The organism is Kribbella hippodromi (assembly GCF_039531045.1).
Lineage (GTDB): Bacteria > Actinomycetota > Actinomycetes > Propionibacteriales > Kribbellaceae > Kribbella > Kribbella hippodromi.
This window is the reverse complement of the sequence record NZ_BAAAPH010000003.1, coordinates 367423-389212: the sequence shown is the minus strand read 5'-3', so window position 1 is coordinate 389212 and position 21790 is coordinate 367423. Positions and strand designations below refer to the sequence as shown.

The 21790-nt window shown below is 68.4% G+C and carries 19 protein-coding genes; 15 read left to right on the top strand and 4 right to left on the bottom strand.

Annotation, left to right across the window (positions count from 1 at the left end; translation table 11 throughout):
• The first annotated feature begins 154 nt into the window (after positions 1-154).
• From ABD260_RS06770 to serA, 5 genes are all read left to right on the top strand, one after another.
• A complete protein-coding gene (locus ABD260_RS06770) occupies positions 155-1906 on the top strand; it encodes an acetolactate synthase large subunit (protein ID WP_344232471.1) in 1752 nt (583 codons plus the stop codon).
• 79 nt (positions 1907-1985) lie between these two features.
• Positions 1986-2639: an acetolactate synthase small subunit gene (gene ilvN / locus ABD260_RS06765; protein WP_425553294.1), complete on the top strand. Its 654-nt coding sequence runs from the start codon at positions 1986-1988 to the stop codon at positions 2637-2639.
• 27 nt (positions 2640-2666) lie between these two features.
• Complete coding sequence (ilvC, locus tag ABD260_RS06760; protein WP_344232505.1) at positions 2667-3686, top strand: ketol-acid reductoisomerase; 1020 nt, start codon at positions 2667-2669, stop codon at positions 3684-3686.
• A 119-nt stretch (positions 3687-3805) separates the two neighbouring features.
• Positions 3806-4996 carry a S1 family peptidase gene (locus tag ABD260_RS06755; RefSeq protein WP_344232470.1) on the top strand — a complete coding sequence of 397 codons (1191 nt, stop codon included), beginning with the start codon at positions 3806-3808 and terminating at the stop codon, positions 4994-4996.
• 130 nt (positions 4997-5126) lie between these two features.
• Positions 5127-6731 carry a phosphoglycerate dehydrogenase gene (gene serA / locus ABD260_RS06750; protein WP_344232469.1) on the top strand — a complete coding sequence of 535 codons (1605 nt, stop codon included), beginning with the start codon at positions 5127-5129 and terminating at the stop codon, positions 6729-6731.
• Between the two features lie 153 nt (positions 6732-6884).
• Here serA and ABD260_RS06745 read toward each other — a convergent pair whose 3' ends face one another.
• Entirely contained in the window at positions 6885-7451 is a 567-nt protein-coding gene (locus ABD260_RS06745; protein ID WP_344232468.1) for an O-methyltransferase, read from the bottom strand.
• Positions 7452-7597: 146 nt separating this feature from the next.
• Between ABD260_RS06745 and ABD260_RS06740 the strand changes: the two genes are divergently transcribed.
• From ABD260_RS06740 to ABD260_RS06695, 10 genes are all read left to right on the top strand, one after another.
• Complete coding sequence (locus ABD260_RS06740) at positions 7598-7753, top strand: hypothetical protein (protein ID WP_344232467.1); 156 nt, start codon at positions 7598-7600, stop codon at positions 7751-7753.
• Positions 7750-8799: a 3-isopropylmalate dehydrogenase gene (locus tag ABD260_RS06735; protein WP_344232466.1), complete on the top strand. Its 1050-nt coding sequence runs from the start codon at positions 7750-7752 to the stop codon at positions 8797-8799. The genes ABD260_RS06740 and ABD260_RS06735 overlap by 4 nt, the downstream gene beginning before the upstream one ends.
• A gap of 95 nt (positions 8800-8894) precedes the next feature.
• Positions 8895-9983: a branched-chain amino acid aminotransferase gene (locus ABD260_RS06730; protein WP_344232465.1), complete on the top strand. Its 1089-nt coding sequence runs from the start codon at positions 8895-8897 to the stop codon at positions 9981-9983.
• Positions 9984-10119: 136 nt separating this feature from the next.
• A complete protein-coding gene (locus ABD260_RS06725; RefSeq protein WP_344232464.1) occupies positions 10120-10518 on the top strand; it encodes a hypothetical protein in 399 nt (132 codons plus the stop codon).
• 236 nt (positions 10519-10754) lie between these two features.
• Complete coding sequence (cimA, locus tag ABD260_RS06720; protein WP_344232463.1) at positions 10755-12344, top strand: citramalate synthase; 1590 nt, start codon at positions 10755-10757, stop codon at positions 12342-12344.
• Positions 12341-12577, top strand: coding sequence for a hypothetical protein (locus ABD260_RS06715; RefSeq protein WP_344232462.1), 237 nt, complete (start codon positions 12341-12343; stop codon positions 12575-12577). The genes cimA and ABD260_RS06715 overlap by 4 nt, the downstream gene beginning before the upstream one ends.
• Before the next feature lie 164 nt (positions 12578-12741).
• Positions 12742-13194, top strand: a complete 453-nt coding sequence (locus tag ABD260_RS06710) for a MarR family winged helix-turn-helix transcriptional regulator (RefSeq protein WP_344232461.1) — start codon at positions 12742-12744, stop codon at positions 13192-13194.
• A 21-nt stretch (positions 13195-13215) separates the two neighbouring features.
• The gene (locus ABD260_RS06705) at positions 13216-14547 is read left to right on the top strand and encodes an MFS transporter (RefSeq protein ID WP_344232460.1); all 1332 of its coding nucleotides are present in this window, start codon (positions 13216-13218) and stop codon (positions 14545-14547) included.
• 27 nt (positions 14548-14574) lie between these two features.
• Positions 14575-15153 carry an isochorismatase family protein gene (locus ABD260_RS06700; RefSeq protein ID WP_344232459.1) on the top strand — a complete coding sequence of 193 codons (579 nt, stop codon included), beginning with the start codon at positions 14575-14577 and terminating at the stop codon, positions 15151-15153.
• A gap of 358 nt (positions 15154-15511) precedes the next feature.
• Positions 15512-16756 (top strand): hypothetical protein, encoded by a 1245-nt coding sequence (locus ABD260_RS06695; protein WP_344232458.1) that lies wholly within the window; start codon positions 15512-15514, stop codon positions 16754-16756.
• 174 nt (positions 16757-16930) lie between these two features.
• On the opposite strand, the gene ABD260_RS06690 is transcribed toward ABD260_RS06695, so the two are convergent.
• The 3 genes from ABD260_RS06690 to ABD260_RS06680 all read right to left on the bottom strand — a co-directional run bounded on the left by ABD260_RS06690 (position 16931) and on the right by ABD260_RS06680 (position 21757).
• Complete coding sequence (locus tag ABD260_RS06690) at positions 16931-17983, bottom strand: ribonucleotide-diphosphate reductase subunit beta (protein WP_344232457.1); 1053 nt, start codon at positions 17981-17983, stop codon at positions 16931-16933.
• A complete protein-coding gene (locus ABD260_RS06685) occupies positions 17980-20904 on the bottom strand; it encodes a ribonucleoside-diphosphate reductase subunit alpha (RefSeq protein WP_344232456.1) in 2925 nt (974 codons plus the stop codon). Before ABD260_RS06685 ends, ABD260_RS06690 begins: the two co-directional genes overlap by 4 nt.
• 271 nt (positions 20905-21175) lie before the next feature.
• Positions 21176-21757: a DinB family protein gene (locus ABD260_RS06680; RefSeq protein ID WP_344232455.1), complete on the bottom strand. Its 582-nt coding sequence runs from the start codon at positions 21755-21757 to the stop codon at positions 21176-21178.
• Between the last annotated feature and the right edge of the window lie 33 nt (positions 21758-21790).

Sequence of the window (21790 nt, the reverse complement as noted above, 5' to 3'; positions counted from 1 at the left end):
CGCGCCCCTTCAGCCAACCGGCGGAAGGGGTTTTTTGTTGCCAATGCGACTATCTGGGACCCAGTAGCGCGGCGGGAACGGCCACGAGCGAGGATGGATCGGTCGCGAAAAAGCCATCAAGGCCACATCGTGACAGGACTGAGGGAAGGCACTCATGAGTGAGCAGCTGACCGGGGCACAGGCTCTGATCCGCGCACTGGAACATGCCGGAGTGGACACCGTCTTCGGCATCCCGGGCGGCGCGATCCTCCCGGCGTACGACCCGATGCTCGACTCGACCCAGATCCGCCACATCCTGGTACGTCACGAGCAGGGCGCCGGCCACGCCGCCCAGGGGTACGCCGCCGCGTCCGGCAAGGTCGGCGTGTGCATGGCGACCTCGGGTCCGGGCGCGACGAACCTGGTGACGCCGATCGCGGACGCGTACATGGACTCGGTGCCGATGGTCGCGATCACCGGTCAGGTGGCCGGTGCCGCGATCGGGACCGACGCCTTCCAGGAGGCGGACATCCGCGGCATCACGATGCCGATCACCAAGCACAACTTCCTGGTCACCGACCCGAATGAGATCGCCACCACGATCGCCGAGGCGTTCCACATCGCCTCCACCGGCCGGCCCGGCCCGGTGCTGGTGGACGTGACCAAGGACGCGATGCAGACCACGGGCGTCGACTTCCAGTGGCCGACCGAGCTGTCGCTGCCGGGGTACCGGCCGGTGACCCGCCCGCACCCGAAGCAGGTGCGCGAGGCGGCCCGGCTGATCGCCGCGGCCGAGAAGCCGGTGCTGTACGTGGGCGGTGGCGTGATCCGGGCGCGGGCCAGCGCCGAGCTGAAGGAACTCGCGGAGCTGCTCGGCATCCCCGTCGTCACCACCTTGATGGCGCGCGGCGCGCTGCCGGACACGCACGAGCTGCACTTCGGGATGCCCGGCATGCACGGCTCGGTGTCCGCGGTCGGTGCCCTGCAGCGCTCCGATCTGCTGATCACGCTGGGCGCGCGGTTCGACGACCGGGTAACCGGCAAGCTCGACTCGTTCGCGCCCGAGGCGAAGGTCATCCACGCCGACATCGACCCGGCCGAGATCGGCAAGAACCGGGCCGCCGACGTGCCGATCGTCGGCGACTGCAAGGAGGTCATCACCGACCTGATCGCCGCGCTCCGGACCGAGATCGCGAACACCGGCCAGACCCCGTCGTACGAGGCCTGGCGCAAGCAGCTCGAAGCCGTCCGCGCCCGGTACCCGCTCGGCTACGACGAGCCCGAGGACGGCACGCTGTCACCGCAGCACGTGATCCAGCGGATCGGCCAGATCGCCGGCCCGGACGCCGTGTACACCGCGGGCGTCGGCCAGCACCAGATGTGGTCCGCGCACTTCCTGCCGTTCGAGAAGCCGGGTCACTGGCTGAACTCCGGCGGTCTCGGCACGATGGGGTACGCGGTGCCGGCCGCGATGGGCGCCAAGGTCGCGCGCCCGGAGAAGACGGTCTGGGCGATCGACGGCGACGGCTGCTTCCAGATGACGAACCAGGAGCTCGTCACCTGCGCGCTGGAGGGCATCCCGATCAAGGTTGCCGTGATCAACAACCAGTCGCTGGGCATGGTCCGGCAGTGGCAGACGCTGTTCTACGACAAGCGGTACTCGAACACCGACCTGCACTCGACCCGGATTCCGGACTTCGCCAAGCTGGCCGAGGCGATGGGCGGCGTCGGGCTGCGCTGCTCGGACAAGGAGTCGCTGGACGCGACGATCGAGAAGGCGATGGCGGTCACCGACGCGCCGGTCGTGGTCGACTTCGTCGTGCACCGGGACGCGATGGTCTGGCCGATGGTCGCGGCCGGCGTCAGCAACGACGAGATCCAGATCGCCCGCGACATGGCCCCGGCCTGGGAAGGCGAGGAGCTCTAGTGACTGAGCGAAGCGAAGGCACCAATCCAACACAGCCCACTCGTGCCTCATCGGCGCCCGGAGCGAAGCGAGGACGTCGATGAGTAAACACACATTGAGCATTCTGGTCGAGAACAAGCATGGTGTACTCGCCCGGGTGGCGGCGCTGATTTCGCGGCGCGGGTTCAACATCGACTCGCTCGCGGTCGGGCCGACCGAGCACCCCGAGGTGTCCCGGATGACGATCGCGGTCACCGTGGACGAACAGCCGCTGGAGCAGATCACCAAGCAGCTGAACAAGCTGGTGAACGTGATCAAGATCGTCGAGCTCGAACCGGCCCAGACCGTACAGCGGGAGCTGTTGCTGGTGAAGGTGAAGGCGGACACCCTGACCCGCGGGCAGGTGCTGGAGACCGTCCAGCTGTTCCGTGCCAAGGTGGTCGACGTGGCACCGGACGCGATCACCATCGAGGCGACCGGCAATCCGGAGAAGCTCGAAGCGATGCTCCGGGTGCTGGAACCGTTCGGCGTCCGCGAGCTGGTGCAGTCCGGGATGGTGGCGATCGGACGGGGCAGCCGCTCGATCTCCGACCGGAACCTGCGGCCGGTCCCGGTGCCGCCGCCGCATGTCGCGTCCGGTCCGCCGAATGTCCAGGCCCGGCCGCCGGCCGAGCGCGAGCGTCCGCATCCGCATCACCCGGTCCCGGCGCCGCCGCCGGGCCGGACCGCTGCCGCCGTACCGAATCAACACTAAGGAGAAGTGCCCGAAGTGGCTGCTGAAATGTTCTACGACGACAACGCCGATCTGTCGGTGATCCAGGGCCGCCACGTGGCCGTGCTCGGCTACGGCTCGCAGGGCCACGCGCACGCGCTCTCGCTGCGCGACTCCGGCGTCGACGTCCGGGTCGGTCTGCCCGAGGGCTCGAAGAGCCGGGCGAAGGCCGAGGCCCAGGGCCTGCGGGTGGTCTCGCCGGCCGAGGCCTGTGAAGAGGCCGACGTGATCGTCGTGCTGGCTCCGGACCCGGCGCAGCGCAAGCTGTACAAGGAGGCCATCGAGCCGAACCTGGTCGACGGCGACGCGCTGGTCTTCGGGCACGGCTTCAACATCCGGTTCGGCTACATCAAGCCGCCGGCCGGGGTGGACGTCTTCATGGTCGCGCCGAAGGGCCCGGGGCACCTGGTCCGGCGCGAGTACTCCGAGGGCCGCGGCGTACCGGTGCTGGTGGCCGTCGAGCAGGACGCGACCGGCAAGGCGTGGGACCTCGCGCTCGCGTACGCGAAGGGGATCGGCGGCCTCCGTGCCGGCGGTATCAAGACCACCTTCACCGAGGAGACCGAGACCGACCTGTTCGGTGAGCAGGCCGTGCTCTGTGGCGGCGTGTCGGCGCTGATCCAGGCCGGCTTCGAGACGCTGACCGAGGCGGGGTACCAGCCCGAGGTCGCGTACTTCGAGTGCCTGCACGAGCTGAAGCTGATCGTCGACCTGATCTACGAAGGCGGCATCGCCAAGCAGCGCTGGTCGGTCTCCGACACCGCCGAGTACGGCGACTACGTGTCCGGCCCACGGATCATCGACGCGTCGGTGAAGGCGCGGATGAAGGAGGTCCTCGGTGACATCACCGACGGCACCTTCGCGGCCCGCTTCATCGCCGACCAGGACGCCGGCGCGCCGGAGTTCGCCGAGTTCCGCAAGAAGAGCCAGGAGCACCCGATCGAGGCCGTCGGCAAGGACCTGCGCGGCCTGATGGCCTGGGTCAAGTCGCACGACGACGACTACGTCGAGGGCAGCGCGGCCCGCTGACCCCCGCACCTCTCAACCGGGACCCCGGACAGGCACCTGCTTGTCCGGGGTCCCGGTTTTGTCACCAGGGTTTGACACAATGTGTTGCGGTCTGGACTGGTGAGTGGGGGTGAGTGGTGGTGGAGGACGGTAGGGGCGCGCTGCCGCGGCCGCCGCGGCACATCCCGGCCGGCGCCGGCGCCCTGACCCAGCTGGAGGCGCCGACGCGCTCATCCGGTGCGCCACCGCCGCGCGGTCCATGGGTCTTCGGGCGGTTCCTGGCCGGTCTGGTCGTACTGCTCGTGGTTGTCGCGGGCGGTGTGGGCGCGGGCTGGTACGTCCGGGCGCAGACGTTGCGGATCGACACCAGTCAGGTACTGAAGAACGTGCAGCCGGCTGTCGTACGCATCCTCGCGACCACCTGCGCGGGCACCGGTGAGGGATCGGGCGTACTGATCGACGGCGGCCGCATCCTCACCGCGAAGTCCGCGATCAGCCAGCCGTTGTCGATCGTGGTGATCAGCCCGGACGGGAAGATCCACCGCGCCAACCTGCTCGGTACGAGCAACGACGGCGTCGCGGTACTGCAGCCGATCGGCCAACTCGACGGTACGCCGGTCCAGCTCGCCCCGGCCGATCCCGAACCGAAAGCGGAGCGCGCGCTGATCGGGTACACGGCCGCCGGAAAGGCGACGATCCAGTCGATCGGATCGACCGCCCAGCCGAAGCCGCTCGAATCGGTGATGAACGCCGCCAAACTCGGCGGACCGGTCGTGGACAAGTCCGGTCGCCTGGCCGGCCTGGTCGTCGGCGACACCGTGCAGACCAGCACGATCGTTCCGCTCGGCACACTGCGCGGGTACGCGGCGACCGCGCCGACCGGAATCAGCGCGGCGGCCGGGGGATCGTGCGACCGGTCGCGCGGCCCGCAGAGCGCGGTCGCTCCGGAGCTCCAGGTCGCACGGACCGCGCTGGCCACCGAAGCGCAGCGCCTCCTCGGCAACTACCTGACCTTGGAGAATCAGCACGACTTCGCCGGACTGCAGTCGCTGTACTCCGACCGGCTGGCCAAGACCCTGACCGAGGCCCGCGACCAGCAGAGCCACCAGACGTCGTACTTCTTCGGCCCCAAACTCACCGAGGTGAGCGCCGACGGCGACGGCGCGTACGCGCGACTGGCCTACAACGTGCTGTTCTCGCCGACCGCCGCGGGCGCCAGCGGGCGGACCTGCAACCGGCTGGACGTGCGGTACAAGCTGACCCGGGCCGACGGGAAACTCGTCATCGACGAGGCCCGGCAGATGACGGACCCGGTGGCTTGCGACAGCTGATCAACACGCAGTGACCGGATGGTGGGTCCACCCGCGCGCCGAAAACCGGACGGGGTACCATCGACTCAGCGGGCACAGCGCGGTGCTCTGAAAATCATGAGCCCCTACCGCTTCTGCAGGAGATTCCTCCATGTCTCTGACTGACGTAACCCGGCCCGTCGTCCTGATCGCCGAAGAGCTCAGCCCCGCCACCGTCGAGGCGCTCGGCCCCGACTTCGAGATCCGCCACGCCAACGGCGCCGACCGCGCCGAACTGATCCCGGCCATCGCCGACGTCGACGCCATCCTGATCCGCAGCGCCACCAAGGTGGACGCCGAGGCGCTCGCCGCCGCGAAGAAGCTGAAGGTCGTCGCCCGCGCCGGCGTCGGCCTGGACAACGTGGATGTGAAGGCCGCCACCCAGGCCGGGGTGATGGTCGTGAACGCGCCGACCTCCAACATCACCAGCGCCGCCGAACTGGCCGTCGCCCTGCTGCTCGCCTCCGCGCGGCGAGTCCCGGCGGCGAACGAGTCGCTGAAGAAGGGCGAGTGGAAGCGCAGCAAGTACTCGGGTGTCGAGCTGTTCGAGAAGACCGTCGGCATCGTCGGCCTCGGCAAGATCGGCGTCCTGGTCGCGCAGCGGCTGGCCGCTTTCGGCATGAACGTGATCGCCTACGACCCGTACGTACAGGCCGGCCGCGCCGCGCAGATGGGCGTCCGGCTGGCGAGCCTGGACGAGCTGCTGGCGGCCAGTGACTTCATTTCGGTGCACCTGCCGAAGACCCCGGAGACCATCGGCCTGATCGGCGACGAGCAGCTGCACAAGGTCAAGCCCGAGGTCATCATCGTGAACGCGGCCCGGGGCGGCATCGTCGACGAGCAGGCGCTGTACAGCGCTTTGAAGGAAGGCCGGGTCGCGGGCGCCGGGCTGGACGTGTTCGCGTCCGAGCCGTGCACCGACTCGCCGCTGTTCGAGTTCGAGAACGTGGTCGTCACGCCGCACCTCGGCGCGTCCACCGAGGAGGCGCAGGAGAAGGCCGGCATCGCGGTCGCGAAGTCGGTCCGGCTGGCGCTGTCGGGTGAGCTGGTCCCGGACGCGGTGAACGTCCAGGGCGGCGTGATCGCCGAGGACGTCCGCCCGGGCATCGCCCTGACCGAGAAGCTGGGCCGGATCTTCACCGCGCTGGCCGGTGGCGTCGCGCAGCAGCTCGACGTCGAGGTCCGCGGCGAGATCACCCAGTACGACGTGAAGGTGCTCGAGCTGGCCGCGCTCAAGGGCGTGTTCGCCGACGTGGTCGAGGACAACGTCTCGTACGTGAACGCGCCGCTGCTGGCGGCCGAGCGGGGCCTCGAGGTACGCCTCGTCACCGACCACGACAGCCCGGAGCACCGGAACCTGATCACCCTGCGCGGCACGCTCGCCGACGGCGTCCAGGTCTCGGTTTCCGGCACGCTGGTCGGGGTCCGGCAGTCGGAGCGGCTGGTCGAGATCGACGGGTTCGACGTCGAGATCGAGCTCGCCGCGCACCTCGCCTTCCTCACCTACGAGGACCGGCCGGGCGCGGTCGGCCAGATCGGCCGGATTCTCGGCGACGCCGACGTGAACATCGCCGGCATGCAGGTCAGCCGGGACCGCAAGGGCGGCAAGGCACTGGTCGCGCTCTCGGTCGACTCGAAGATCGAGCCGGCCGTGCTGGACGACATCACCGGCGCGGTGCAGGCCGCGACCGCCCGGACGGTGGACCTCGAGGCCTGAGGAAACCGAACAACTGCTTTACTGAAAGCGGTCTGCCGCCCGCAGGCGCATGGCGGCAGACAAGGGCCCGAGCTCAATAGCTCGGGCCCGCTTCCGTTTCCGGCCGGTCCGCGTCGTGCGGCCGGTCCGCGTCGTGCGGCCGGTCCGTGCGGATCAGCGGCGGGTCGCGAGCAGGACGGCGGCGTCCGGGGCGACCATTACTTCGGCGGTGGTGAAGCGGTTGTCCATCAGCCACTCCTGGCGGAGCGTGTCGACGCGCCCTTCGTACATCGGCGGCCAGACCGCGGACGGGGTGAAGTCGTCGAGGACGACGAACCCGCCCGGCTCCACGACATCGGCGATCACGTCGCGGGCGGACAGCTTCGCCTCCCGCGCGTCCACGAACAGCAGCGCGAACGGCCCGCGCTCGATCAGCGCCGTCCAGTCCGCGGAGACGACCTCGATCCGCTCGTCGTCGGCGAACAGTTCGGCGACCGCCTTCGCCAGCTGCGGGTCGCTCTCCGCGGTGACGATGGTGGTCTGGTCGCCGGCGCCGCTGCGCAGCCAGGCGGAGCCGACGCCGCAGCCGGTCCCGAGCTCGCCGAGCAGGCCGGTCTTCGACGCGGCAAGGGTGGCCAGCAGCCGGCCGGTCTCGTTCCGGGTGGAGCTGACGAAGCCGCGCCGGCCGGACAGGCTGAGGGCCGCCGACACCAGCGGCGGCAGTTCTGGAGGAGCACTCACGGGCTGAGACTGGCACAGGTCGGGGCCGGTACCAGCACCGCCATCTCAAATCGTGGGATGTCGTGCCCGCATTGTGGTGAAATAGTCGGACGTCAGAGTAAATTCGTGCGCACCCTGCCGCCCACGTCGTCTTTGGGAGGAGCAGCATGTACGACATGTATCCAGCCAACTGGCCGGCGATCGACGCCCGCGAACGGAAGGCGACCCGCCGTCGCCGGACCGCGCGCCCGGCGCGCGACGAGGTCAAGGCTGTCCAAGAGGCCATGAACCGCCGTGACAATGGGGGAGAACCCAAGAAGTGAGCGAGACGAAGAACTTCACGCTGGCCGTCGTCCCGGGGGACGGGATCGGGCCTGAGGTGACCACCGAGGCGCTCAAGGTCCTCGACGCGGTAGCGGCGCAACACGGCGTGACGTTCGAGCGGACCGAGTACGACCTCGGCGCGAAGCGCTGGCACGCCACCGGCGAGACGCTGCCGGACGCCGAGCTGGCGGAGATCCGCAAGCACGACGCGATCCTGCTCGGCGCGGTCGGTGACCCGAGCGTCCCGTCCGGCGTCCTCGAGCGCGGTCTGCTGCTCAAGCTCCGGTTCACCCTGGACCACTACGTGAACCTGCGGCCGTCGAAGATCTACCCGTCCGTCGGCTCCCCGCTGGCGAACCCGGGCACCGTCGACTTCGTCGTCGTCCGCGAAGGCACCGAGGGGCCGTACGTCGGCAACGGCGGTGCGCTTCGGGTCGGAACGCCGGCCGAGATCGCCACCGAGGTGTCGGTGAACACCGCGTACGGCGTCGAGCGCGTCGTCCGCGATGCCTTCGCCCGGGCGCAGGCACGGCCGCGGAAGAAGCTCACGCTCGTCCACAAGAACAACGTGCTCGTACACGCCGGCCACCTGTGGAAGCGGACCGTCGACGAGGTCGCGGCCGAGTTCCCGGAGATCACCGTCGACTACCTGCACGTGGACGCGGCGACGATCTTCCTGGTCACCGACCCGGCCCGGTTCGACGTGATCGTCACCGACAACCTGTTCGGCGACATCATCACCGACCTGGCCGCGGCGATCAGCGGCGGGATCGGGCTGGCCGCGAGCGGGAACATCAACCCGGACCGGACCGCGCCGAGCATGTTCGAGCCGGTGCACGGCTCCGCGCCGGACATCGCCGGCCAGCAGAAGGCCGACCCGACCGCGGCGATCCTGTCGGCGGCGCTGCTCTGCGAGCACCTCGGCCTGACCGAGGCGGCCCGGGCGATCGAGGCGGCCGTCGAGGCCGACATCGAGGAGCGCACCGGCTCGGTCCGGAGCACCGCCGAGATCGGTGACGCGATCACCAAGCGCGCGGCGGGCTGACCGATGCCGACCTGTGACGCCGCTGGCCTTGTCCCCAGCCGCGCCGCCCACCGGCACGCTCGCCTGACCAGTTGGTCGAGAGGTACGGTGCGGCTATGAGCAGCGAGCTGCAGTTCACCGTTGAGCCAACCACCCATCCGGCCAGCGACGACCAGCGCGCCCGCATCCTGGCGAACCCGGGATTCGGGCAGTACTTCTCCGACCACATGGCGATCGCCACCTGGACGGCCGAGAAGGGCTGGCACGACGCTCGGATCACCGCCTTCGGGCCGCTGGAGCTGTCTCCGGCGACCTCGGTGTTCCACTACGCCCAGACCATTTTCGAAGGGATGAAGGCGTACCGGCATCCCGACGACTCGATCCACCTGTTCCGCCCGGAGGCGAACGCGGCCCGGTTCCAGCGGTCCGCGCATCGGCTCGCGCTGCCGGAGCTGCCGGACGAGGTGTTCGTCGACTCCCTGCGCAAGCTGGTGGAGCTCGACAAGGCCTGGGTGCCCGGCGGTGGTGAGACCTCGTTGTACCTGCGCCCGTTCATGTTCGGTTCCGACCCGTTCCTCGGCGTCCGCCCGTCGGCCCATGTCACGTACTGCGTGATCGCGTCGCCGGCCGGCTCGTACTTCGCCAACGGCGTGAAGCCGGTCCGGATCTGGCTGAGCGAGGAGTACACGCGGGCGGCCCCCGGCGGCACCGGCGCGGCGAAGACCGGCGGCAACTACGCCTCCTCGCTGCTCGCGCAGGCCGAGGCGATCGAGCAGGGCTGCGACCAGGTCGCGTTCCTGGACGCGGTCGAGAAGAAGTGGGTCGAAGAGCTCGGCGGCATGAACCTGTACTTCGTCCTGGACGACAACTCCGTCGTCACGCCGGAGCTGTCCGGCACCATCCTCGAGGGCGTCACCCGGGACTCGATCCTGAAGCTGGTCACGGACCTCGGCTACCACGTCACCGAGCGGAAGATCTCGGTCGACGAGTGGCGCTCGGGCGCGGCGTCCGGCAAGGTGCGCGAGGTCTTCGCGTGCGGTACGGCCGCGGTGGTCACCCCGGTCGCCTCCCTGAAGGCCAAGGACGGTGAAGTACAGATCGGCGACGGCAACGGCGGCCCGGTCACAGCTGCTGTCCGAAGCGCATTGCTGGACGTGCAGTACGGCCGTACGCCCGACCCCCACGGCTGGATGACCAAGATCTGAACCCGCACCACCCGAACGGCCCGGCGAACTCCCGCCGGGCCGTTCGCGTAGGTCGTGCTTTCACAGCATCTTTTCAGGTCTGGGGTGTGGACGGATGGTCGCTGACTGTCGCCGCGACCCGATAGGGTCGGGCGGCATGAGCAGCTTCCCGGACGAGGTCGAGGGCTACTACGCGGAGCTTGCCGAGCGGCGGGGCTGGCCGGCCGAAACCGTCGCGGCGATCCGGTCCACGGTCGAGCTGATCCGCGACCTGGACCGCGGCACCGCCTCCCGGACGTACGGCGCGGCCGTGGACGACTACGGCACGGACTGGCTGTACGAGGCGGTCTGGCACGAGCGTGAGTGGGTGGTCATCCGCCAGCTCGGCGTGGGCGAGGACGGCGAGCTGACCCGGTACTGGTGGCAGCGGCTCGAGGACGACGAGGGCATGCTCACCGACCAGGCCCTGGACCGGGAGAACTGGGGCCTCAGGCCCCTGTCCCGCGAAGACTTCTACACCGCCTGGGACGACCCGGGCTGGTCCCTGACGGCATGACGGCGGTCTGAACTCCAGTACGGGTCGGCGTACTGAATGTTCGTGATGCGAGACGTACTCGTCATCGGGCGGACATTCTGTGGCAGACTGCAAAACGTCATGAAGCACTATCGGGTGATTATTACCTAAGCGCGCTCAGCATGCCGTACCTGAGCGCGCAGACCTCTCGCACCTTGCGGGAGGTTTTTTGTTTGCCTCAAATTTCTGCACCGCACCCCTCCGGAAGGCCGACCCCCATGACTATCTCGGACGAGTTCCACGTCTACGACACGACTCTGCGCGATGGCGCGCAGCAGGAGGGTCTGGCCCTGTCGGTGGCGGACAAGATCGCCATCGCGCAGTACCTGGACGAGCTGGGGGTCGGTTTCATCGAGGGCGGCTGGCCGGGCGCGGTGCCCAAGGACACCGAGTTCTTCGAGCGGGCGAAGACCGAGCTGCACCTGCGGAACGCGACCTTCGCCGCCTTCGGCGCGACCTGCAAGCCGGGGACGACGGCCGCGGACGACCCGCAGGTGGCCGCGCTGCGGGAGTCCGGCGCCGACGTCGTCACACTCGTTGCCAAGAGCCACGATGCACATGTGGAGCGGGCGCTCCGGACCAGCCTGGACGAGAACCTGCGGATGATCACCGACACCGTCTCGCATCTGCGGGCGAACGGGCAGCGGGTCTTCCTGGACACCGAGCACTTCTTCGACGGGTACCGCGCGAATCGTGCGTACGCGCTCGAGGTGGTACGAGCGGCGGCCGCGGCGGGCGCGGATGTGGTCGCGCTGTGCGACACGAACGGTGGGACGCTGCCGCGGGAACTCCAGGAGATCGTCCGGGACGTCCTCGAATCCACCGGGGCCCGGCTCGGCATCCACTGTCACAACGACGCCGGCTGCGCGGTGGCGAACTCGATCGCCGCTGTCGAAGCCGGCGTCACGCATGTCCAGGGCACGGTCAACGGATACGGCGAACGTACCGGCAACGCCGATCTGCTGGCGATCGTCGCCAACCTGGAGCTGAAGCGCGGCCTGCAACTGCTGCCGCCGGGCAACCTGGCCGAGTCGTTCCGGACCGCGCACGCGATCGCCGAAGTCACCAACGTGCCGCCGTCGGCCCGGCAGCCGTACGTCGGGGTTTCCGCGTTCGCGCACAAGGCCGGGCTGCACGCCAGCGCGATCAAGGTCGACCCGGATCTGTACCAGCACACCGACCCGGGGCTGGTCGGCAACGACATGCGGATGCTGGTGTCGGAGATGGCCGGCCGGGCGAGCATCGAGCTGAAGGGCCGCGAGCTCGGTTTCGATCTCGGCAACGACCGCGAACTGGTCAGCCGGGTCGCGGACCGGGTGAAGGAAATGGAGGCGCGCGGGTACACGTTCGAGGCGGCCGACGCCTCGTTCGAGCTGCTGCTCACCGAAGAGGTCGAAGGCAAGCGGCCCTGCTACTTCGACGTCGAGTCGTGGCGGGTGATCACCGAGTCGCGCGCCGACGGTGAGGCGGTCTCCGAGTCGACCGTGAAACTGGTCGCGGGCGGCGAGCGGGAGATCGTCACCGGCGAGGGCAACGGCCCGGTGAACGCGCTCGACCACGCGCTGCGGGTCGCGATCGAGCGCGCGTACCCAGTGGTGAACAAGTTCGACCTGGTCGACTACAAGGTCCGCATCCTCGACCAGGGGCACGGCACCGACGCGGTGATCCGGGTGCTGATCGAGACCGCCGACGGCGAAGGCTCTTGGGTCACGGTCGGCGTCGGGCACAACATCGTCGAGGCTTCGTGGGAGGCGCTGGTCGACGGCTTCACGTTCGGCCTGCTGCGCCACAAGGAGGTCGTGCGATGAGCCTGCTCGCGGTCGAACGCACGCTGACCGTTTTCACCGCGCGGGTGGTGGAAGTGGATGGGCTGCTGGCCCGGGTGGCCGTGCTGCTCAACCCGTACGACGTTCGTGAGCTGGAGGTCTCGCTGGACAGCGGCGAGCTCCGGGTAGTAGTCGAAGGCAACGGCTTCGACGCCGGCCGGGTCGCGGCACGGTTGGAGAAGGTAATCGGCGTACTGGACGTAGCCGTCAGCTGAGGCCAGCACTTCGAAGCCGTCGGTGAGTTTCCGGGCGGTCAGTTCGCCGCCGACGAGCCGGAGCCGCTCGGCGATGCGGCTGGCCGGCTAGGCGATGGTACTGAACAGGCCAGGCTGATCAGTTTGGGCTGGACAGTTTGGGCTGACTAATTTAGGCTCGAAGGGTGAGCGAACGGTTTTCGGCGTCTGCTGGGCAGGCGGCGGCGCAGGTGCGGGTGGTGTTCGGGCGGGTCAAGCGGCGGTTGAAGGAACTCGCCGAGACCGACGACCTGACGCCGTCGCAGTCGTCGGTGCTGAGCCGGATCGACAAGGACGGGCCTGCGTCGGCGAGCGAGCTGGCGGCGGCCGAGCGGATTCGGCCGCAGTCGATGGCGGCGATCCTGGCCGCGCTGCGCGAGGCCGATCTGATTCAGCGGCACCCGGATCCGGAGGACGGTCGCCGGCAGGTGGTCTCGCTGACCACCGGCGGCCGGCACCGTTTGCAGGGCGACCGCAGGGTCCGCCAGGAGTGGCTGGCCCGTGCCCTCCAAGACCACTGCACCGAAGCCGAACGCCAAACCATCATCAAGGCCCTGTCCCTCCTGGACCACGCAATAGAAGCGGCAACAACCCGCTGAGACTCGGACGAGGGTGGTTTGGTGACGGGGGAGTTGCGGTTCGATCGGCGGCTCGTGGCGCCGATGCTGGTGGGGTCCGTACTGAATCCGATCAACTCCTCGATGCTCGCGGTGGCGTTGGTGCCGATTGGGGTGGCGTTCGGGGTGCCGCCTTCGCAGACGGCTTGGCTGGTGACCGGGCTCTATCTGGCGACAGCGGTTGGGCAGCCTGTGATGGGGCGGTTGGTTGACCTCTTCGGACCACGCCCGCTGTACCTATTCGCCACCTCGCTCGTCGGCATCGCCGGTCTGCTCGGCGCGCTGGCACCAAACCTGGGCGTACTGATCGCCTCGCGAGTCCTCCTCGGTTTCGGGACCTCAGCGGCGTACCCAGCAGCAATGTCCTTGATCCGCAGCGAAGCCGATCGCACCGGGATGGACACACCGGCCGTCATCCTCAGCAGCCTCTCGATCGCGAACCAGGTGATCGCGGTGATCGGCCCGACCCTCGGCGGTCTGCTGATCGGCCTCGGCGGCTGGCACCTGATCTTCACCATCAACGTGCCACTGTCGGTCATCTGCGTAATCCTCGGATCACTCTGGCTGCCCCGCACCACCCGCGCACGCGGCGCCGGCGAACTCGACTACCCGGGCGCAGCCCTGTTCGCCGCCACGCTGGTCGCCCTGATGCTCTTCCTGATGCACCCACAGCTGTCCAGCTGGTACCTGCTCGTACTCGCCCTGGTCCTCGGCACCGCTTTCGTCATCACCCAACTACGAGTGATGGAACCGTTCATCGACCTCCGTGTACTGGCCGGCAACCGACCGCTGATCCTCACGTACACCCGTCAGGTGCTCGCCTACGTCGGCGCGTACTCGTTCCTCTACGGCTTCACCCAATGGCTCGAGGAATCGCGCGGCCTGAAAGCATCATCAGCCGGCCTGCTACTACTCCCACTGTCCCTCGCAGCCGTGGTTGTCACCGCGATCACCGGTCGACGAGCGCAGATCCGCGGCAAGCTGGTCTTCGGCTGTGCCTTCCTCGTGTTCGCCGCAGTCGCACAGTTGTTCATCGGCACCAGTACGCCGATCTGGTTGCTGGCTGTTGTCGGCGTGATCGCGGGCGTTCCGCAAGGCCTGAACAACCTCGCCAACCAGACCGCCCTGTACCAGCAGGCCGATCCGGCCCGGATCGGTTCGTCCGCCGGACTGCTGCGTACCTGCGTGTACGTCGGCGCACTCATCTCCGCGGCGGCGAACGCCCACTTCTTCCAGCACGGCGCGACAACAGCCGGCCTGCACGAGATGGCGATCTTCCTGCTCATCATCTCCGGCTTGCTCGTGCTGGTCACCTCGATTCGCCTCCCCAAGTAGAGAACGCCCAAGTAGAGAGGTACCCCCGTGCCCGTCACCACGCTTGACCCGAAGACCGCGCTGGTCATCGTCGACCTGCAGAACGCGGTCGCCGCACTTCCCGGCGAACCACATCCCACCGCTGACGTGATCAACCGGACCGTCGAACTCGCCGATGCCTTCCGGAAGCACAAGCTGCCGGTGGTACTCGTCCGGGTCAGCTTCGCCGCCGATGGTGCCGATCGGGTTCCTGGCCGTACGGAGCGCGCGCCTCGTACGGCCGGTGGAACGCCGCCGCCCGGAGCCGATCAGATCGTCGGGCAACTGGCAGGCCATGCCGAGGACATCGTCGTGACCAAGCGGAACTGGGGTGCGTTCCACGGCACCGACCTGGACGTACACCTCCGCCGCCGCGGCATCACCCAGCTCGTCCTGACCGGCGTCGCCACCAGCATCGGGGTCGAGTCCACGGCACGGGCGGCGTACGAGCACGGCTACCACGTCACGCTCGCCACCGACGCGATGACCGACCTCTCGTCCGACGCCCACGCGAACTCGCTGACCCACATCTTCCCCCGCCTCGGCGAAACCGGCACCACCCAACAAATCCTCACCCTGCTCGACTGACCCCGAACCACGGGCGAGCGAGAACGCCTCGCCCGCCTGAACCCGAACCACGGCCGGACGAGGACGCCTTACCCGGCTGAAGTGACCCGTCGGGCCAACGCTGCTTGCTTGCAGCGCCCGCGACGTCTCAGGGGCCAGCCCCTGAGCCGATGGGTTGACCCCCGAAATTCTGGGGGGCCAACCCATCAACTGCGGGGCTGACCCCTGAGACGGCGCGGGCTGGGGGAGGTTCGGCGGGTGGGTGGTGGGCTCGGCGGGTGGGTGGTGGGGTCGTGGGGGACGGTTGGGCGGACGGTTGGGGGGCTGGTTGGGGGAGCGGCTGGGGGAGCGGGGGTTGGTAGCATCGATCATGGTTGGGATGGGTGGGGGAGCGGACGACGGTGGCCTGGGTCGGCGCGGGCGAGCTGGTGTTGTTGGCCGGATTCATGGTGAGGCGGCTCGGTTGGTTGCTGAGCGGGCCGATGGGTTGCCGTCGGTGGGGGAGTTGCCGGTTGCATCCGAGCTGGATCGGGCGTTCGTACTTCGGCCGGACGAGCAACCGATCGCCGGGATCGAGCTGACTTATCGGGCCCGGGGCAACGAACAGCTCGTGTACACGGCCGACCAGTACCCGGGCGTGGCTTTCAAAGTGCACTGGTTCGACACGAAGCTGGTGCTCGAAGGGCTGGGTGTCGAGGCTGGATCGCACTGGCTGGACGGGACGATCGGTGCGGCCGGGCGCAACGCTCTGCTGGCGCACGCCGAGCAGACGGCTCAGCGGCTGCGCGCGATGGAGGCGGCGTTCGGTGAGGGTCATTCGCTGCCACGATCCTGCGGCGCGATCGAGTTTCCGTTTCCGGGGCGGGTGTTGCGCGCGCTCAAGTTCCCCGAGGTGATCGATCCGGACAGGTCGTACCCGATCTGCACGCCGATCACGGTGCAGGAGTGGCGGTCGCTGGAAGGGGGCATTGACTTCGCGACCGGTATGCAGCCGCCGAACGAACTGTCGGCGGCCGACGTCACCCGGGCGGGGCAGAAGTGGATCGAGCGATCATTGCCGCCGGGGTTCGAGCCGGAGTTGCTGCGCCGGCTCGCCCCGGACAGTACGGTGCCGGCGTTCCTCGACGCGGTGCGCAACCGGCCGGAGCTGGCCGCGTCGGCCCGGGCGTTCGTCGATTCGGCCCGCGAGTACACCCGCGACACCGGCGAACTGTTCGCGCTGCGCGGCCGGAAGAACCTGTACTTCGACGCCGACGGGACCTTCCGGATGATCGACACGATGGGGCGTCCGCCTGCGCAGAACTCGATCGGCAAGGTGCACGACCGGTTGCTGTGGATCAAGGAAAACGAACGGCCGCTCCCACTGGGCGTTGGTCACCTGGCCCCGGTTGTCAGCACGATCGCTGCGCTGAATGCGTTGGCCGACGAGGTGGGTACGGGGCCGTACTGGGAAATGCCCGATGACCTCAAGCCCTACCCGTGGGACACCTACTTCAACTGCATCGACTGGCAAACCGACGGCCTGCCGCACGAGAAACAGTCCGCCGAGAAGCGGCAGGCCGAGGCCGACGCCCGTCGCCCGCGCTCGGCCACCCCGATCCGTCAAGACGGACTGAGCAAGTAGCCCGGAGAGTCCCGGTGGTGAGCCGGGGGAGTGGGGCGCGGTGCCGCGGGCGGTTTGCGGTAGGCGGGTGGGTCGGGCAGGTGGAAGGCCCGCACTGCGGCGAGTTGCGGCGCGGGCCTTCCGGATCGGGTCAGTTCGGCTTCGGCTCAGCGCTGGGCTCAGCTGAGGCTCAGCTCAGTCCCAGCTCAGGCCGCCGGCGGACTGGTACTCGATCACGCGGGTCTCGAAGAAGTTCTTCTCCTTCTTGAGATCCATCACCTCTGACATCCAGCCGAAGGGGTTCCGCGTTTCAGCAAAGATCGGATTGAGGCCGATTTGTTCCGCTCTGCGGTCGGTGATGAAGTGCATGTACTGCTCGCACAGCTCCGCGGTCAGGCCGAGCATGCCGTCCGGCAAGGTGGCGCGACCGTACGCGACCTCCAGCTCGCACGCCTCGGTCAGCATCTGCCGCACCTCGGCCTGGAACTCGGTTGTCCACAGGTGTGGGTTCTCCTGCTTGATCTGGTTGATGCAGTCGATGCCGAAGTTCAGATGGATCGATTCGTCGCGCAGGATGTACTGGTACTGCTCCGCGATGCCGACCATCTTGTTCCGCCGGCCGAGCGACAGGATCTGTGCGAAACCGGTATAGAACCACATCCCCTCGAACACCACGTAGAACGCGATCAGATCGCGCAGGAATGCGGTGTCGGTCTCCGGCGTACCGGTGCGGAAGTCCGGATCCTCGAGGTGCTGGGTGTACTTCAGCGCCCACGCGTCCTTGTCGGAGATCGACGGGACTTCGCGGTACATGTTGAACAGCTCGCCCTCATCGAGACCGAGCGACGTACAGATGTACTGGAAGGTGTGCGTGTGCACTGCCTCCTCGAAGGCCTGGCGGAGCAGGTACTGCCGGCATTCGGGGTTGCTGAGCTGTCGGTAGACCGCGAGCACGATGTTGTTCGCGACCAGGGACTCGGCGGTCGCGAAGAACCCCAGATTGCGCTTGAGCATCAGCCGCTCGGCTTCGGTGAGGCCGTCGCGTGACTTCCACAGCGAGATGTCGGCCTGCATGGACACCTCGGTCGGCATCCAGTGGTTGTTGCAGGCGGCCAGGTACTTCTCCCAGGCCCAGGTGTACTTCAGCGGCAGCAGCTGGTTCACGTCCGCGCGCGAGTTGATCATCGCCTTGTCGGTGACCTCGACGCGGGACGCGCCGACGGTGAGGTGGTTCAGTCCGGTGGTCACTGGCAGGCCTCGCAGTCGGGATCGTCGATGGAGCAGACCGCTCCGGTCGGTTCGGGCAGCGGCAGATCATCAGGCACCGGCACAGCAGGCACAGTCCCAGGCACAGTCCCAGGCACAGTCCCAGGCACAGTCCCAGGCACAGGCGGCGCGACCGTGACGGCGACCGCGTTCAGCCGCCCGTCGGTGCCCTGCAAAGTGGACTTCTCCACATGGGTGGCCGACTGGGAGCGCAGGTAGTACGTCGTCTTGAGCCCGTGCCGCCACGCGGAGCGGTACAACTCGTCCAGGGCGCGACCGGACGGCTTCGCCATGTACAGGTTCAGTGACTGCGCCTGGTCGATCCACTTCTGCCGGCGTGACGCCGCCTTGATCAGCCACTGCGGGTCGATCTCGAACGCGGTCGCGTACAACTCGCGGACGTCCGCCGGGATGCGCTCGATCCCGGTCAGCACACCGTCGTGGTACTTCAGGTCGGACACCATCACCTGGTCCCACAGCCCGCGGGCCTTCAGCTCGGCGACCAGGTACGGGTTGGCGACGGTGAACTCGCCGGACATGTTCGACTTCACGAACAGGTTGCTGTACGTCGGCTCGATCGACTGGCTGACGCCACAGATGTTGGAGATGGTCGCGGTCGGAGCGATCGCCATCACGTTCGAATTCCGCATGCCGTCGCGCTGTACCTTCGCGCGCAGAGCGTCCCAGTCCAGGCGCGTGGTCCGGTCGATGATCACGTCGCCGCCGCGCGCCGTGTCCAGCAGGTCGAGCGAGTCGATCGGCAAGATCCCCTGGCTCCAGAGCGATCCGTCGTACGTCGAGTAGCGACCGCGCTCCGCGGCGAGATCGCTCGAGGCCTCGATCGCGTGGTAGCTGATCTGCTCCATCGAACTGTCCGCGAACTCGACCGCGGCGTCAGACGCGTACGGGATGCGCAACGCGAGCAGCGCGTCCGCGAAGCCCATCAAACCAAGACCGACCGGGCGGTGCCGCTGGTTCGCGCGCTCGGACTCGGGGGTGGTGTAGAAGTTGACGTCGATGACGTTGTCGAGCATCCGGACCGCGGTCTTCACCGTGTCGCGGAGCAGGTCGGTGTCCAGGCCGCCGGCGGTGAGGTGCGCGACCAGGTTGACCGAGCCCAGGTTGCAGACGGCGGTCTCGTCGACGGTCGTGTTCAGGGTGATCTCGGTGCACAGGTTCGACGAGTGGACGACGCCGTCGTGCTGCTGCGGCGACCGCAGGTTGCAGGCGTCCTTGAAGGTGATCCACGGATGCCCGGTCTCGAACAGCACGGTCAGCATCCGCCGCCAGAGATCAACGGCCTTGATCCGCTTGAACACCTTGATCTCGCCACGATCAGCGGCCGCCTCGTACCCGGCGTACGCTTCCGCGAACGCGATTCCGTACAGATCGTGCAGCTCGGGCACCTCGTCCGGCGAGAACAACGTCCAGTCCGCACCCGCTTCAACCCGCTGCAGGAACAGATCCGGCACCCAGTTCGCCGTGTTCATGTCATGGGTCCGCCGCCGCTCGTCCCCGGTGTTCTTCCGCAGCTCCAGGAACTCCTCGACATCCACATGCCACGTCTCCAGATACGCACAGACCGCGCCCTTCCGGCGGCCGCCCTGATTGACCGCGACGGCGGTGTCGTTGGCAACCTTCAAAAATGGCACGACGCCTTGGGACTCGCCGTTGGTACCGCGGATCTTGGCGCCGATGCCGCGGACCGGCGTCCAGTCGTTGCCGAGGCCGCCGGAGTACTTGGCCAGGAGGGCGTTGTTGCGGATGCCGGTGAAGATGCCGGCGAGGTCGTCCTGGACGGTGGTGAGGAAGCAGGAGGACAGCTGCGGGCGAGTGGTGCCGGCGTTGAACAGGGTCGGGGTCGAAGACATGAAGCGGAACGAGCTGAGCAACTCGTAGAACTGGATCGCCCGCGCCTCCCGGTCGTCCTCGCGCAGCGCCATCCCCATCGCGACCCGGAGGAAGAACGCCTGCGGCAGCTCGTAGCGAACCTTGTCGAGGTGCAGCAGGTAGCGGTCGTAGAGCGTCTGCAGGCCGAGGAAGGTGAAGTTCAGATCGGCGTCGGGGTTGATGGCCGCGGCCAGCCGGTCCAGGTCGAAAGCGGCCAGCTCAGGGTCGAGCTGCCCGGCCTCGATCCCGGTCCGGATGTAGGCCGGGAAGTAGGTCCGGTACGCCGCGGCCATGTCCGCCTGGCTGGCCTGCCGCGGCTCGCCGTGGACGCGGCCGAGCGCCTCCCGGCGGATCTGGTCCAGCAGCAGCCGGGACGCGGCGAAGCTGTACTGCGGCTCGGTCTCGACGTATGACCGGGCGGCCATCACCAGCGCGAGCTCGACCTCGTGCTGGGCGATGCCGTCGTAGCAGGCGCCGAGCGTCTCGTTCAGGATCAGCTCCGGGTCGACCGCGTCCAGCCCGGCGGCCGCCTCCGCGACCACCACCCGGAGCCGGTCGACGTCGAGCGGGCTCCGGCTGCCGTCGGCGCCACGCACGGTCAGCACCGGCGCCGCGGCGGCATCAGCGACACCGGAGGCGTCAGCAGGTGTACGGGCCTTGGTCCGCTCTTCGCGATACAGCACGTACGCCCGGGCGACCTGGTGTTCGCCGGCGCGCATCAACGCCAGCTCGACCTGGTCCTGGATGTCCTCGACCTGAAGGCTCCGGCGGGTCGCGCCGCGGCTGGTCAGCGCCCCGACGACCCGGCCGGTCAGGTCGGCGACCAGGTCGCGGACCCGGTGGGTGGCGCCGGCCTCGGCGCCCTCGACCGCGAGGAACGCCTTGGTCACGGCGACGGAGATCTTGGTGGCGTCGAACGGCGTGCTGCTGCCGTCCCGCCGGATGACGGTGAGCTCGGGGGGCTGATCGATCGGCAGGGACGATGACGCAGCCGGTGAGGAAGCAAGGGTCACAGGTGTGCTCTCCACAAGAGTTCGGAAGGCCGGGACCAGGCGGACGGGCGCATGACGGGACCGGGCAGCACCGGCCGGGAACACTGCCGTCACGCCCTGCGACCCGCTCCGCGAGGTCTCGAACCGCGTGCACCGGCGGTACACGCGCCGGTGGCGAAGATCCCACATCTTGTGGTGTAGGCCGCTTCGAACCACCAGCACCAGCGATGCTAGGCCTCGAAAACTAGATCTTGTGGTAACGCCACGCCGCGCGGCATACATGTTGTGATCCTCACGCGGCTTCCGCGTACAGATCCTGGAGCGTCATGATCTCCGAGCCGTGGTGGATCAGCTCGCGATTCAGCCGGAGCACGACGTGGCCGAACGGTTCGCTCGCGTCCAGCTCGTTCGCCTGGCTGAGCCCGACGGTCATCACCTCGTCCTCGTCCAGGGCGGCGATCGCCTGCTGCCAGGTCTCCACCCAGTACGTCAGCCAGGCGACCGCGTCCTGCGCGTTGCCGTGCAGGGTGATGTCCGCCCGGCCCTGCCGGCTCGGGCCGAAGGTCCACTCCCAGCGCTCGAAGAACGTCTCGGTCAGGTGCGCGATCAGCCAGGCGATCGTCCGTGGACCGCGATGATCCGGCTCGTCCGGCCACTGCGCGACCCACTCCCCGGACCCGAGCGACCGGAACTGCCCGGCGTAGTGCCGCCGGACCACGGTCAGGGCCTCGCTGCTCGGCCGCCAGAAGTACTGCTCGTCGGTCAACCGGGCGAGCCGGCCGGACAGCACCATCCAGCTGAACCCGAGCTGGCCACGGACCATCGCCATTGCCGACGGCCGGTGCAGGATGTCCCAGTCGAACGCCTCCGACATCACATCTCCCCTGTACGATCGAACATGTGTTCG